General features: G+C 58.7%; 13 protein-coding genes. 7 read left to right on the forward strand and 6 right to left on the reverse strand.

The features are described 5' to 3' along the window. The 3 genes from HDE80_RS08675 to HDE80_RS08685 all read left to right on the forward strand — a co-directional run. The coding region (locus HDE80_RS08675; RefSeq protein WP_255483655.1) for a non-ribosomal peptide synthetase at positions 1 to 1,085 on the forward strand (1,085 nt) is incomplete at its 5' end. Between the two features lie 54 nt (positions 1,086 to 1,139). Further along, entirely contained in the window at positions 1,140 to 2,591 is a 1,452-nt protein-coding gene (locus HDE80_RS08680; protein ID WP_184669982.1) for a cytochrome P450, read from the forward strand. A 244-nt stretch (positions 2,592 to 2,835) separates the two neighbouring features. After that, entirely contained in the window at positions 2,836 to 4,242 is a 1,407-nt protein-coding gene (locus HDE80_RS08685; RefSeq protein WP_221437497.1) for an MATE family efflux transporter, read from the forward strand. Between the two features lie 100 nt (positions 4,243 to 4,342). Here HDE80_RS08685 and HDE80_RS08690 read toward each other — a convergent pair whose 3' ends face one another. Then, positions 4,343 to 4,531 (reverse strand): hypothetical protein, encoded by a 189-nt coding sequence (locus HDE80_RS08690; protein WP_184669984.1) that lies wholly within the window; start codon positions 4,529 to 4,531, stop codon positions 4,343 to 4,345. A 202-nt stretch (positions 4,532 to 4,733) separates the two neighbouring features. On the opposite strand from HDE80_RS08690, the gene HDE80_RS08695 reads away from it, so the two are divergent. From HDE80_RS08695 to ligB, 4 genes are all read left to right on the forward strand, one after another. Further along, positions 4,734 to 5,972 carry a spore maturation protein gene (locus HDE80_RS08695; RefSeq protein WP_184669986.1) on the forward strand — a complete coding sequence of 413 codons (1,239 nt, stop codon included), beginning with the start codon at positions 4,734 to 4,736 and terminating at the stop codon, positions 5,970 to 5,972. A gap of 34 nt (positions 5,973 to 6,006) precedes the next feature. After that, a complete protein-coding gene (locus HDE80_RS08700) occupies positions 6,007 to 6,807 on the forward strand; it encodes an NRDE family protein (RefSeq protein WP_184669988.1) in 801 nt (266 codons plus the stop codon). Positions 6,808 to 6,920: 113 nt separating this feature from the next. Beyond that, complete coding sequence (locus HDE80_RS22155; protein ID WP_255483656.1) at positions 6,921 to 7,364, forward strand: hypothetical protein; 444 nt, start codon at positions 6,921 to 6,923, stop codon at positions 7,362 to 7,364. Continuing rightward, positions 7,303 to 8,610: an NAD-dependent DNA ligase LigB gene (ligB, locus tag HDE80_RS08705; protein WP_345776429.1), complete on the forward strand. Its 1,308-nt coding sequence runs from the start codon at positions 7,303 to 7,305 to the stop codon at positions 8,608 to 8,610. Before HDE80_RS22155 ends, ligB begins: the two co-directional genes overlap by 62 nt. Positions 8,611 to 8,643: 33 nt before the next feature. Here the strand turns inward: ligB and HDE80_RS08710 are convergent, their stop codons facing one another. The 5 genes from HDE80_RS08710 to dinG all read right to left on the reverse strand — a co-directional run bounded on the left by HDE80_RS08710 (position 8,644) and on the right by dinG (position 12,737). Then, positions 8,644 to 9,045, reverse strand: a complete 402-nt coding sequence (locus tag HDE80_RS08710; RefSeq protein WP_184669991.1) for a YchJ family metal-binding protein — start codon at positions 9,043 to 9,045, stop codon at positions 8,644 to 8,646. A 44-nt stretch (positions 9,046 to 9,089) separates the two neighbouring features. Next, positions 9,090 to 9,686 (reverse strand): DUF938 domain-containing protein, encoded by a 597-nt coding sequence (locus tag HDE80_RS08715; protein WP_184669993.1) that lies wholly within the window; start codon positions 9,684 to 9,686, stop codon positions 9,090 to 9,092. Positions 9,687 to 9,752: 66 nt separating this feature from the next. After that, positions 9,753 to 9,950 carry a hypothetical protein gene (locus tag HDE80_RS08720; protein WP_184600398.1) on the reverse strand — a complete coding sequence of 66 codons (198 nt, stop codon included), beginning with the start codon at positions 9,948 to 9,950 and terminating at the stop codon, positions 9,753 to 9,755. 107 nt (positions 9,951 to 10,057) lie between these two features. Then, a complete protein-coding gene (locus tag HDE80_RS08725) occupies positions 10,058 to 10,621 on the reverse strand; it encodes a HutD family protein (RefSeq protein ID WP_184669995.1) in 564 nt (187 codons plus the stop codon). 10 nt (positions 10,622 to 10,631) lie between these two features. Further along, positions 10,632 to 12,737, reverse strand: coding sequence for an ATP-dependent DNA helicase DinG (gene dinG, locus HDE80_RS08730; RefSeq protein WP_184669997.1), 2,106 nt, complete (start codon positions 12,735 to 12,737; stop codon positions 10,632 to 10,634). Positions 12,738 to 12,797: the final 60 nt, after the last annotated feature.

Genomic DNA, 12,797 nt, shown 5'->3' on the forward strand with positions numbered 1-12,797 from the left:
CGACCGAAGAAATCATGGCTGGCCTTTGGGCGGAGCTGCTGAAGCTGGACAAGGTCGGTATCCACGATGACTTCTTCGCGTTGGGCGGCCATTCCATGTTGGCGGTGCAAATGGTTTCGCAATTGCGCAAGCGCGCTGCCATTGAAATTGAATTGCGCAATCTGTTTTCGTATCCAGCCTTGGGCGCATTGGCTGCCTTTGTCGATTCGAACAAAACTGCGTCTCGGCATCCGAATCTGGTTCCCATTCGGGGTCAAGGCCATTTGACACCGCTATTTCTGATTCACCCGGTTGGCGGAGAAGTTCAGTATGCGTTTGACTTGGCACAGCATCTGGATGCTGATCAGCCTGTTTACGCATTGGCGGCCAGCGGCTTGGTCATCGGTGAAACACCGCGTGCCAGCATTACCGAGATGGCGACCGTCTACCTGGAGGCCATACGGCACGTCCAGGTCGTTGGCCCGTATACGGTGGCAGGCTGGTCACTGGGCGGCATGATCGCTTATGAAATTGCCCATCAATTGCTCGCGGCCGGTGAGACAGTCAATTTCGTGGGAATGATCGATACGGGTAGCAGTGCATTCTTGCGGGCCCAGTGGCGCACGAAGAATGTCGCGGAATTCGATGAATGCAGAGCATTCTTGAGCTGGATTGCCGATCAGCATCTGGATGTGGCCGGTATGCGGCAGCATCCTGCTTATGACGAGTTGATGGTGCTGGCGGAAAGCAAGGATATCGACACCATGCTCGCCGTTTGCCAACGTGAAGCACTTCTGCCGGTACATCTTGATATAGCACTCGTGAAGCAGATCCTTGCTGTACACGTCGGTGGTGCCAAAGCGGCCATAGAGTACGAAACACCAGCCACGGAGGCGACGGTGATACTGCTTACCGCCGACGACCATGATGTTGAAGATCCGACGCTGGGCTGGGGTGATCTATTGGGGGAGCGCCTTCATGTGACGCGTATCGGCGGCAGTCATATGTCGATAGTGAAGCCGCCATATATTGAAAAATTGGCGCATGAAATTTCAAACAGGATAAAGCGTTATTCCGCAAGCGCTGAGCTGTCGTACATCGATTAGTTGCCGAAATCAGAAGCAGTCAGAAATTTCACACTTGCACTCAGGAAAACCATCATGGATTCAAACGTCGCTGTGGATGTGCAGAATATAGGCGAACTCGAGTATTCGCGCACGATTGCAGATTTGCCTTGCCCCAAGGGTCGCTGGTATTTCGGCAATTCGCTGGAACTTCGAGGACGTCAATCGCACTTGATAGTCGCGAAGTGGATTCGCGAATTCGGATCCATTTTTCGCTTCGACGCCATGGGTACCCAGATGGTCGTCGTTGCGGATCGGGATGCCACCGACAGCATCTTGCGAGATCGTCCCGCTGGGTTCAGGCGAAGCAAAGGCACCAAGGTGGTGATGAATGAACTGAGTATTGGCGGCGTTCTTACCGCTGAAGGCGAAGAATGGCGCAGGCAGCGCAAGTTGGTGATGGGAGGGCTTAGTGTCGATGTAGTGCGAAACTTCTTTCCTACGATGATATTCATGACAGAACGCTTGCTGCAGCGTTGGAAGGCCGCGCTGGCAGAGGGCAAAGCTATCGAATTGCACCGTGATATGAAGTCCTTGGCGCTTGATATCATCATGGGTATCGCGACAGGGCATGACCTGAATACGGTTGGCGACGACGAAAAAAAACTAGTAAGCAATATTGACAATATGATGAGGCGCTTGGAAAAACGTCTCGTTGCGTTATTCCCCCATTGGCGCCATTTCAAATTGCCAGTCGATCGTGAAGTGGATAAATCTATCGCGAACGTCAAGCAAACGTTGACGTGCATCATTCGGAATACGCGCGAGCGTATGAGTCAACAGCCGCATCTGCATCAAAAGCCTACCAATATGTTGGAGGCCATGATCGCATCGAGCGATAATCCCGAATCGGGCTTTACCGAACATGAGCTTCTCAGCAATGCCATTCTGAATGTGATTGGTGGCGAAGATACGACAGCCAACACCTTGGCATGGATGATCAATTTGCTGGCAGAGAATCCCGCCGCCGGGGCCTCACTCGCTGCCGAAATCGATACGGTGCTGGGCAGCACTACGGTCGCGCGCGACTGGGAGCAGATGAAGCAGCTGCCCTACCTTGAAGCCGTCCACACTGAAACCCAGCGATTGAGGGCCGTCGCTCCTTTAATTGGGGTCGTCAGCAATGCTGACTGCACGGTTGCCGGGGTTCTTATCCCGAAGGATACGCCAATCATCGTATCGACCACGGGTGAGGGGATGGACGAGGCGCACTTTCCACAACATGAGCTATTCAAGCCCGAACGCTGGATTTTTGACCAAAAGCCGCATAGGGAAGACGATCCTGCGCGCAAACTTTTTCCATTTGGTGGCGGTACACGCATGTGCCCTGGGCGTTTCCTGGCCTTGACTCAAATCAAGCTGGTGATATCGATGATCATGCGTAACTTTGAATTGGAACTGGATACCGATGCGCCGCCCGTTGAGCAGGTCATGAACTTCTTCATAGGCCCTAGCGCGGTTCCCGTACGCCTCAAACTTCGTTTTTAGCCTTCCATATCGCCGGGTGCTGGCTGCACAGCCTAACGGCTCGTGACGGCTTGGCGCAGCAGCGTCTGTTGTCGTCGGTTGAGACCGTAACCTGCCAAACAAAGGACATGGATCGCATGAATAGGTCACAAAGAAGCATGATTCGCATATTGAATAAGCCCGATCATGCGGGCGACTCCGCGCTGCCTATGGTGCGCCGATTGCGGACTAATGGCTGTGGAGATGTATCGTTGGGGACATCTAATTGAATTCTAATAATGTTGGTTTTGATTTTAAAATAGCCAAAAGAATCTTAGACGTCTCCATACCATTGATGGGATCGATGGTTGGAAATTTGATCATGATGCTCGTCGATCGCATTTGTCTCGCCAGATATTCGAGTGACGCTTTAGTAGCTTCTGGACCCGCCATATATACCGCGATGGCGATTATTGGCGTCTTCGTTTCGATTGTGGGATTTTCAAGATCGTTCGTAGCCCAGGCCTATGGGCGGTCCGGGCATGGTGAAGCCGCCCATCAGGCAGCTGTCGGGATCTTGATTGGTGTCGTGCTGGCCGCTTTCCTGTTGTTAATGGCCCCATTCCTCAAGTTGATCCCATTTTTAAGCAACAGGCCCTTCGCCGTTACTCAGTTGGAATCGCAATTCCTGTATTGGTCGGCCTATTTTGGCTGCGTCATGACATTGAATGTGGCGCTTTCGTCTTATTTCAACGGCATTGGTAAAACGCGTATCACCTTGGTTGTCGGATTAATCGGCCAGGCCGTAGTCATCTTCATGACCATAGGATTGGTGTTCGGTAAGTTCGGGCTGCCGGAGCTTGGCATGCAAGGCTCGGCAATAGGCACATTGATCGGCACGCTAGCAATGTTTGTTTGCTATTTCTGTTATATGCCGCGCGAGGTTTGGGTCAATGTGAAAGTGTTGATATTAAAGCGGAGTGGTTTTGCTTTGGCCGATATGCTTCCACGTATTAGAAAGAGTATCGCTCTAGGCGCCGCCACGGGTGTCGATAATTTCGGTAATGTCATATTTATTTGGCTTATTGGAGGATTGGGGGCGATCTCGCTTGCGGCAAACAACGTCAATATAACCGTGAGCAATATCGGCATTATTCCGCTTGTCGGCCTGAGTATTGGTTGCAGCGTATTGTGCGGAAACGCTATCGGTGAGGATGACTATCCGCAGATACCCAGGATTCTTTTCGTCACGATGGCAATCGAGCTGATCTATATCGTCGCCATTTCTTTTTTCCAAATAGTGACACCGAGTTTACTTTTGAATCCATTCGGACTGGCTGACAAGCCAGAAATTCATAGGGCGGCCATCGCGACCTCAAGAGTGTTGTGGTTCTACTCGCTCGCATTTGCGCTTTCTATAACCGGCGGTGCCGTTTTGGAGAGTTTTGGGCTCACAAAATTTATATTTACTGTCCGATTAATTTTCATGTGGGCACTAAGCATACCGATTGTGTACTCGATGACCTCTTCGCATACTGGCAATGCGGATTTTCTTCCGCGTTGCTGGGTTGTCGGTTCGATGTTTGAGGCTGCCATTGGCGCACTATATTTTTGGCGGATACTGCATGCGGTAAAGAACCGCCAGAATGGGATTCTGATGGCGAATATTCAGCGTTCAGGGGAGTTGGGATGAGGGCCGAGTGCAAAGTGTGTGCGTGTGGATTTGATGTGTGACGAAGCTTGTTTGGCCAATACCCCTTCACCGAACAAATCAGAACGAGCGTCCTTTGCCATTAATCCGAATGACGAACCGCTTTACGTGCCTCAAAAACCCGCTTTTGAGCTCGGATGTGGACAAAGCGCAACGCGTACGCGTGCCTGACTGGTGAAGACAATAAAGCTCGCGCCGTGCTGGGTTCGTGGTCACCGACCTTTTTCAACGTCGTGACGATCTGGCTCTCGGTGAATTTGCTATTGCGCATCGTGGGTCTCCTTGGCCCGGAGACATCGTGTTATGCGTGGAGTGAGTTTAGGTGGAGTCGACAAAGCCTCCATCGACGCGTCGATGGACCGCACTGCCGTTTTGCTTCATGCCAGCCGGAATGTCTCTATCCGGCTGGCCGTGATGGGCGTTGTCGTTGACAATGCAGACATGTTCATCCCAATAGTTCCGGTTGACCACATATGCTGAACCGGCTCTGGTTCGGTTTCTTTCTGGTGGCCGCCGTCGCCGCACTGTCGCGCTGGTTGATCGGTGGCGACGAGACAGTGTTTGCCGCGGTGGTCGGCTCGCTGTTCGACATGGCCGAGCTGTCGGTGAAGGTGATGCTGCTGCTGTTCGGCACACTGGCGCTGTGGCTGGGCTTTCTCAATATTGCCGAGGAAGCGGGACTGGTGGATCGCATGGCGCGAGTGTTGGGGCCGCTATTTTCGCGGCTAATGCCCGATGTTCCGCGCGGCCATCCAGCAATCGGCTTGATCACGCTGAACTTCGCCGCCAACGCGCTTGGGTTGGACAACGCGGCCACACCGATTGGACTGCGCGCGATGCGTGAGCTGCAGACGATCAATCCATCGGCCGATACCGCCAGCAACGCGCAGATTCTGTTTCTCGTGCTCAATGCTTCGTCGCTGACGCTGCTGCCGGTGACGGTGTTCGTCTATCGTGCGCAGGCCGGAGCACATGATCCGACCCTGGTTTTTCTGCCGATCCTGCTGGCGCACTTTGCCGCCAATCTCACTGGCCTGCTGTCGGTGGCTTACATGCAGCGACTGAAGTTGTGGGATCCGGTGGTGATCGCATGGCTGGGCGGCGGTGCGTTGCTGCTCGGTAGTTTCATCGCCCTACTAACGTCGTTCACCGCCGTTGCGCTGGCATCGTTCTCGTCACTGCTGGGCAACCTGATGCTGTTCGGCGTGATCATTGTGTTTTTGTGCGTGGGTGCGTGGCGACGCGTGCCGCTGTTCGAGAGTTTCATCCACGGTGCCAAGCAGGGTTTCGATGTAGCGAAGGACATTCTGCCTTACATGATCGCGATGCTGTCGGCGGTTGGCGTGCTGCGCGCTTCGGGTGCGCTGGACTTCGCGCTGAACGGCATCCGTTGGCTGGTGCTGCACGCGGGGCTGGACGATCGCTTTGTCGATGCGCTGCCGACCGCGCTGGTCAAGCCGTTTTCCGGCAGCGCGGCGCGTGCAATGCTGATCGAGACGATTCACCACTCCGGCGTGGACAGTTTTCCTGCGCTGCTCGCAGCAGTGATCCAGGGCAGCACCGAGACAACGTTTTATGTGGTCGCTGTGTATTTCGGCGCGGTCGGCATCAAGCGCGTGCGTCACACGATTGGCTGCGCGCTGCTGGCCGACCTTGCGGGTGTGTTGGCGTCGATCGGCGTGTGCTACTGGTTCTTCGGATCAGTACGATGATGCGAGCACACGGATTTCAGAGAGCGTCCCAGCCATGTGCGTAATCGCGCTCGCGTGGAACGCACATCCACGTTGGCAACTGGTGCTGGCTGGCAACCGTGATGAATTTCATGCGCGGCCCAGTACGGCGCTGGCGCACTGGCCTGACTCGACGATCACGGCCGGCCGTGATCTGGAAGCTGGCGGAACATGGTTGGGCGTTACTGCCAATGGTCGTTGCAGCGTGGTCACCAACGTGCGCAACCCGCGAGATCCGCAGCTCGGACTTTCGCGTGGACTACTGGTCACGGATTACCTCACGCGGTCCGATGATGCGGCGACACATGCGGCAGGATTGCAGTCGGTGGCGGCGAATTACAGGCCGTTCAATTTGCTCACCTTCGATTCGGCGCAGGCGTTTCATATCGGCAACCGCCCAAGCCCGCAATCGCAGGCGCTGACGTCTGGCGTGCACGGCTTGTCAAATGCCGAACTCGATACGCCGTGGCCGAAGACGCAACGTTTGTGTGAGCGGCTACAACAGTGGATCGATGCAAGTAGCTCCAATCACCAGACCAATGATTTTTCCGCGCTGTTCGCTGCACTTGCCGACGAGCAGGCTGCGCCCGATTCAGAGCTACCCGATACTGGCGTGGGACTGGAGCGCGAGCGCTGGCTGTCGTCAGCTTTCATTCGCGGCGATTCTTATGGCACCCGCGCCAGCACCGTGGTCGCGATCGCGCACGATGGCCTCGGTGTGATTGTCGAGCGGCGTTTCGGGCCGAACGGGCACTTTGAAGGTGAAACTGCGCTATCGATTGCCGGCCAGCAGCAAGGTGGCAACGCGCAGAAGTAGTACGTGCGTTCGAGCAACAGCTTTGCGCCTACGTGAGTTGTTGGCATGTTCGTCTTTCCGCGTCATGACTCGCTCGCTAGTCTGCTGGCATCAATCACGGACGGATGAAATCGATGTGCAAGGAATGGTTGCTGCCTGTCATTTTCATTGCCGGTCTGGCCAGTTACCCGGTGTGGTCGCAGGACTGTCCGGTGTGGTCACCCACGCAGGCACGGGCGGAGATGATCGCGTTGCATGATCGGCTGGACGGCTGGAATCAAGCCTATCGCACGGGTGGCCAGTCGCCGGTGGACGATGCGGTTTACGATCAGGCGTCGAAGCGCTTCCTGCGGTGGCGCAACTGCTTTCCAGAGCAGGCACCGCCGCTGCTCGCGCACCTTGCCGATGCCACCGGCAACGTGCGTTCACCGGTAGCGCAGACGGGACTGGCCAAGTTGCCTGATGGTACGGCGCTGGCCGCCTGGATGCAGGTGCGTGGAAACAAGGATCTATTGGGTGCAGCCCAAGGCCGATGGCGTTGCTGTCACGCTTCTGTATATAGACGGCCAATTGAGTGAAGCCACCAGCCGTGGCGATGGCCTGCATGGCTCGGACTGGACGGTCAAAGCGCAGGGTATCGATGCGATTCCCAAGCGTCTGCCGCATGCGCCAGCACGCGTGGTGCTGCAAGGTGAAATCTACTGGCGCGTGCCCGGCCACGTTCAGGCCAGCGATGGCGGCATCAACGCGCGTTCGGCTGTGGCTGGTGCACTGGCACGCGATACGCTCGATGCCGCCACGGCGGCGCACATCGGCTTGTTTGTGTGGGACTGGCCGAGCGGCCCTGCCGATATGCCGGCACGACTGGCTGGCCTGCAGGCGATGGGCCTGGCCGATAGCGTGACGTATATCCACACGGTCGGTTCAATCGACGATGTGCAGCGTTGGCGTGAACAGTGGTATCGCCACGCGATGCCCTTCGCCGCCGATGGCACCGTGGTTCGCCAGGGTCACCGGCCACCCGCATCGACGTGGCAGCCGGCACCGCCGGCTTGGGCGGTCGCCTGGAAATATCCGGCTGCGCAGGCGCTGGCCGAAGTGCGTGCGGTGACCTTTACCTTGGGCCGCAGCGGTCGTATCACGCCGGTATTGGAGCTGGAACCGGTGGAGCTGGACGATCACCGTGTGCAGCGGGTCAGCGTCGGCTCGGTGGCACGCTGGAAAGAACTCGATATCCGCCCCGGCGATCAGGTCGAGATCGCGCTGGCCGGCCTGACCATTCCGCGGTTGCAGTCGGTGGTATGGCGGACTCAGTTGCGTGCCGAGGTCACCGTGCCCGATCAGCAGACGCACGATCCGCTGAGCTGCTGGCACGTCGCGGTCGGCTGCGAAGATCAGTTTCGCGCGCGGCTGGTATGGCTTGGTGGCAAGCAGGGACTCAAGCTGAATGGTGTGGGTGTAGATACGTGGCAAGCATTGATCGACGCAGGACTGATCCATGATCTGCTCGACTGGATGAACCTGACATTGGCGCAACTCGCCAGGGTGCCGAACCTGGGTCAGGCACGTGCCGCCGCTCTGGCACAAACCTTTGCGGATGCGCGCAACCGTCCCTTCACAGATTGGTTGCGCGCGCTTGGCATGCCACCGACAGGCGATATGCCGCTACCGGACTGGACAACACTGAGTACGCGTAGCGGGAGCGACTGGCAGGCGGCTGGCGCAGGTCAAGCGAAGTCAGAGCGTCTGACAGCTTTTTTCGCGCACCCTGATTTGCGCGCGCAGGCAGAACGATTGCATGCGATCAATGTGCAGGGCTTCTGACTCAGCGAAAATCCGCAGAGGCTGCGCGTGGGTTTAGCTTTTGAGTTCACCATCGAGGTAATACCAGCGGCCATCTTCACGTACGAAACGACTCGTCTCATGCTGCCGTTGCGCGCGTCCACCACCGAGGCGATAACGGGCGACGAATTCCACGCTAGCGTGGTTTTCGTCTTCGTTGTGCTGCTGGCGAATTTCCAATTCCAGCCAGGTCGGCGACGGTTGTTGTGCAGCCAAGTTCAATGAAGCTGGACGCGAGTCGGCGTGCCAGCTGGCCAACAGAAAATCCTCGCGCTTGAGCACGTACGCGCTGTAACGCGCGCGCATCAGCTGCTCGGCGCTTGCGGCAGCGGCGCCTTCGTGTACCTGGCTACAGCACGGCTTGTATCCTTGCTGGTTGCCGCAGGGACAAATGGTTGTCGTGGTGGTCGATTTCATCGGGTCTTTGTACGCGTTTTGACAAGATTTCAGTAGATGTAGCTTCAGATGCTGACACGCCGCCACACGCGGCAGCGGTTATTGGCTGGCATGGCGACGTCGTCGATCAACGCGAAGCCGGCACGGTTGGCCAAGGCATCCACCGCTTCGGCGTCACGTATTGCCATATGTGATCCGCGGGTTTGCAGCGACAGATCGAAGGCGACGTTGCTGTCGCTGCTGTGGCAACCGTCATACTTGAACGGGCCGTAGATGATCAACGTGGCACCGATACCTGTAACGTCCGGAAGCCGTGCGAACAGCTGTTCCACTTCGGACCACGCCATGATGTGCAGTGTGTTGGCGCTGAACACCGCGTCGAACGTGGCTGTTGGCCATGGACCGGAAACATCCAGTGTCAGCGGAGGTGGCGTGTTCGGCAGCGCGACTTCGTCCAACCATGCGCGAATGCCCGGCAAATTTTCGTCGCGATCCGAAGCCTGCCAGATCAGCTGCGGCAACCGGCGGGCGAAATGCACAGCGTGCTGGCCAGTGCCGCTGCCGATTTCCAGCACGTGCCGTTGATCGACGAAGTATTCGCGCAATACAGCAAGGATCGGATCGCGGTTTCGCTCGCACGCGTCGGAATGCGGCTTGCTCATGCCGTCAATCAAGAACAACAGTCGCTGCGCCGGCTGCTACAGGCGCGGCCGCCAGGGGGCAGAAGCTCAGACGGGATGGCCGCGCAGCACGCGCGCCGGAAGCATCAGCATGGCGGCAAGCAGCGCGAACACGGCACCGACGGTGATACCGACGAGCCGGAACGGCAGCGCGATCAACCAGACGATGGGATAGAGCACCAGCGCGAGCAGCGCCAGCGGCCAGCAAACAACCAGCAGCAACAGCCAGAGCACGAACCCGACCATGTCACGCCCTCCGCGTAATTAGTGGACAAACTTTAGCGCAGAGCGGGGGACTTGCGTAGATGACTCTCGGCACCCCGCTGGCCGGACAACGGATGTTCCCCCGGTTCTCAGGCGGTGCACTGGATGCGGATCGCCAGGGCGACAGCATCGCCATGAAGCGTCACCCGGCCATTTGGGATGCAGGGGAGCCACGCATCACCGGCCTGCAGCACGCCGTCGGATGTATCGATGTCACCGCGTGCAGCGTAGACAAGCACGATATCGGGATCGAGTCGGTGGGTGCCCGATTCGCGTAACGTGACGACTTCGCCGCGCGCTTTTGCCCGTCGTACCATCAGGTTGAAATCACGCGTCGGGCCATCGGCGAGTTCCACGGCGACCTTGGCTTCACCGGTGAACGCGAACGGCTTGAACGGTGTTTGCAGCGCATGCGTGCGTTTGTCGTCCAGCGTCATCGTGAAGCCGGCGCCGTCGAGCAATACGATATGACGATCAAGCCCGGGAAACGACGAGAACGGCGCGGCACTGTTCACCTCGGCCACGCTGACCCGCCATAGAAAAGTATCGGCATTGGATCCGGACGGCTGGACGGCTATTTCACGCGTGATGCCCATGCCGTTTTTCCATGGTACGGACGGGCAGTCGCCGACGCGGATGATCGAGGAACTCATATCGATAGCCTCACGTGGTCCGCTCGATCACACGCTGGAACGGCGGCAACGCCCGCAGCATGCCGGCGCCATAGCGCTTCAGCACCACGCGACGATCCAGCAACACGATGCGACCGTGATCGGTTTCATTGCGGATCAGGCGGCCGCAGTATTGGGTGAGCAGACGTGTCGCTTCGGGCACGCTGACTTCGAGGAAAGGGTTGCGACCGCGTGATTCCAGCCATTCGGCGTAAGTGGCACCGACCGGATCGGTAGGCACGGCAAATGGCAGCTGGGTGATCACCACCGTCTCGCACAGCTTGCCGGGCAGGTCCAGACCCTCGCCGAACGAGGCCAGACCGAACAGCGTGCTGCCTTTTCCGGCCTCGATATCGGCGCAGTGTTCGGCGACCAGTTGCGATTTTCCCAGCGAACCCTGTGCACGCACCTTGCGCACGTGGGCGATCGGCAGCTTCTGCAGTACGCGGTCGAGTTTGGCGCGCGAGGTGAACAGCACGAGGTTACCGGCATCCCAGTCGAGGTTGTTGGCCAGCCACTCGCTGATTTCCTCGGCGTGCGCCTCGCGGGCTTCGGGCAGGGTGCGCATCGCCGGAATTTCCAGCCGCGCCTGGCTGGCCAGGTCGAACGGCGAGGGCAGGCTCAGGCAGACCGCGTCGTCGGGCAAGCCAACCGAATCGGCAAAGCCGCGGAAATTGCCGCCGGCGCTGAGCGTGGCGGAGGTCATGACCACGCCGCTGGCGTTACCCCACAGTACGTTGCCCAGCATGCCGCCGGCCGAGACGGCGGAGGCATGGCAGACCAGTTGCTGGTCGCCGGTGAGCGTGACCCAGCGTGCCATCGGCGGGGTATCGTCGACATCGCTGGCTGCCCAGGCGCGCCAGCAGCGGGCCTGTTTTTCCAACCGCTCGAGCGCGATGCCGAGTTCGCGTGACAGTGCCTCCTGCGTGGGGCCGCCATCGGTCATCTCGACCACGGCACGACGCACCGCGTTCAACCAGCGCTGGATCTCGCCGGTGTAGACGCTGAGCACGCCCGCATGTTCCACCCAGGGTTCCGGCAGCTGACCGAGCGATCCGCGGTACATCGGCTCGGCTTCGGCCGGATCGGGCAGCCAGCCGAGGCGGATTTCACGTTCGAGTTCTTCCAGCGTATGGCTGAGTTCCTGCAGCTTCTCGTCGCCTTTGTCGAGGCTGAGCTTGCCGATCGACTCCTTGTCGGTGAGCGAGTACGCCGCATGCACCTGCCGGCCGAGTCGGCTCAGCTGGCGCGCGCTGAGGTTCATGTAGACCTCGGCGGTGCCGCGGTCGATCGCCTTGGCCGGTACGTGGTGGCCTTCGTCAAAGATATACAGCGTTTCGTCCGGCCGGGGCAGGATGATGCCGCCCCAGCCTTCGTCCTCGCCCGGCATGGTGAGGTCGGCCAGCACGAGATCCTGGTTGGCGACGATGATCTCAGCGTCGTCTACCGCGCGGCGTGCGGCAAAAAATGGGCAAACCATGAAATGCACGCACTTGCGGCTGGTGCAGCCACCGGCGCTGGTGGTCACCATTGGGCGCAGCAGGTCGCTTACCGGCTCGGGCGCTGCGTCCATGTCGCCATCCCATTCGCGACGGTCGAATGCGGCGCTGAGCTTGACCAGCGCCTGCTTGTCGCGCAGCGCAGGCGGCTTGACCCAGATCGCCAGGTCGGCATCCATGCCGGCCAGGCCCATCTGGGCGGAATCGTTGAGGCTGTTGGCGGCCATCGCCAGGTTGCGAGGGCAGAGATAGCGGCCGCGGCCCTTGGCCAGTGCGACCTTGGCCTCGATGCCGTTGAGGCGCAGATACAGCGGAATATCCCGTTGCACTAGTTGTTCCTGCAGGGCCACCGTGGCGGTAGCGATCAGCAGCCGTTTTTTCTGGAAGCGCGCCACTTCCACGCCGGCGATCAGGTAAGCCATCGATTTGCCGGTACCGGTCGGCGCCTCGATCACCGCCACGCCGCCGTGTCGGCCCAGGGCCTTGGCTACCTCGGCAATCATCTTTCCCTGCGACGAACGTGCGCGAAAGCCCGGCAGACCATCCTTCAATCGTGCATAGGAAGCGCGGATGGCATCTTTCGTGCTGTCAGCGAGCATGGGGAGTCGGTAAGCCTGTGACGCGGGTGAGGCGTGCGAATGGTAGTGATACGGGGAAAC

This window comes from Rhodanobacter sp. A1T4, assembly GCF_014207185.1.
Taxonomy (GTDB): Bacteria; Pseudomonadota; Gammaproteobacteria; order Xanthomonadales; family Rhodanobacteraceae; genus Rhodanobacter.

Coding starts and splice junctions, on each gene's coding strand:
- HDE80_RS08690 (WP_184669984.1), bottom strand. CDS start 4,531: ATGCGCAATAGCAAATTCACCGAGAGCCAGATCGTCACGACGTTGAAA.
- HDE80_RS08715 (WP_184669993.1), bottom strand. CDS start 9,686: ATGAGCAAGCCGCATTCCGACGCGTGCGAGCGAAACCGCGATCCGATC.
- HDE80_RS08710 (WP_184669991.1), bottom strand. CDS start 9,045: ATGAAATCGACCACCACGACAACCATTTGTCCCTGCGGCAACCAGCAA.
- dinG (WP_184669997.1), bottom strand. CDS start 12,737: ATGCTCGCTGACAGCACGAAAGATGCCATCCGCGCTTCCTATGCACGA.
- HDE80_RS08720 (WP_184600398.1), bottom strand. CDS start 9,950: ATGGTCGGGTTCGTGCTCTGGCTGTTGCTGCTGGTTGTTTGCTGGCCG.
- HDE80_RS08680 (WP_184669982.1), top strand. CDS start 1,140: ATGGATTCAAACGTCGCTGTGGATGTGCAGAATATAGGCGAACTCGAG.
- HDE80_RS22155 (WP_255483656.1), top strand. CDS start 6,921: ATGTGCAAGGAATGGTTGCTGCCTGTCATTTTCATTGCCGGTCTGGCC.
- HDE80_RS08700 (WP_184669988.1), top strand. CDS start 6,007: ATGTGCGTAATCGCGCTCGCGTGGAACGCACATCCACGTTGGCAACTG.
- HDE80_RS08725 (WP_184669995.1), bottom strand. CDS start 10,621: ATGAGTTCCTCGATCATCCGCGTCGGCGACTGCCCGTCCGTACCATGG.
- HDE80_RS08695 (WP_184669986.1), top strand. CDS start 4,734: ATGCTGAACCGGCTCTGGTTCGGTTTCTTTCTGGTGGCCGCCGTCGCC.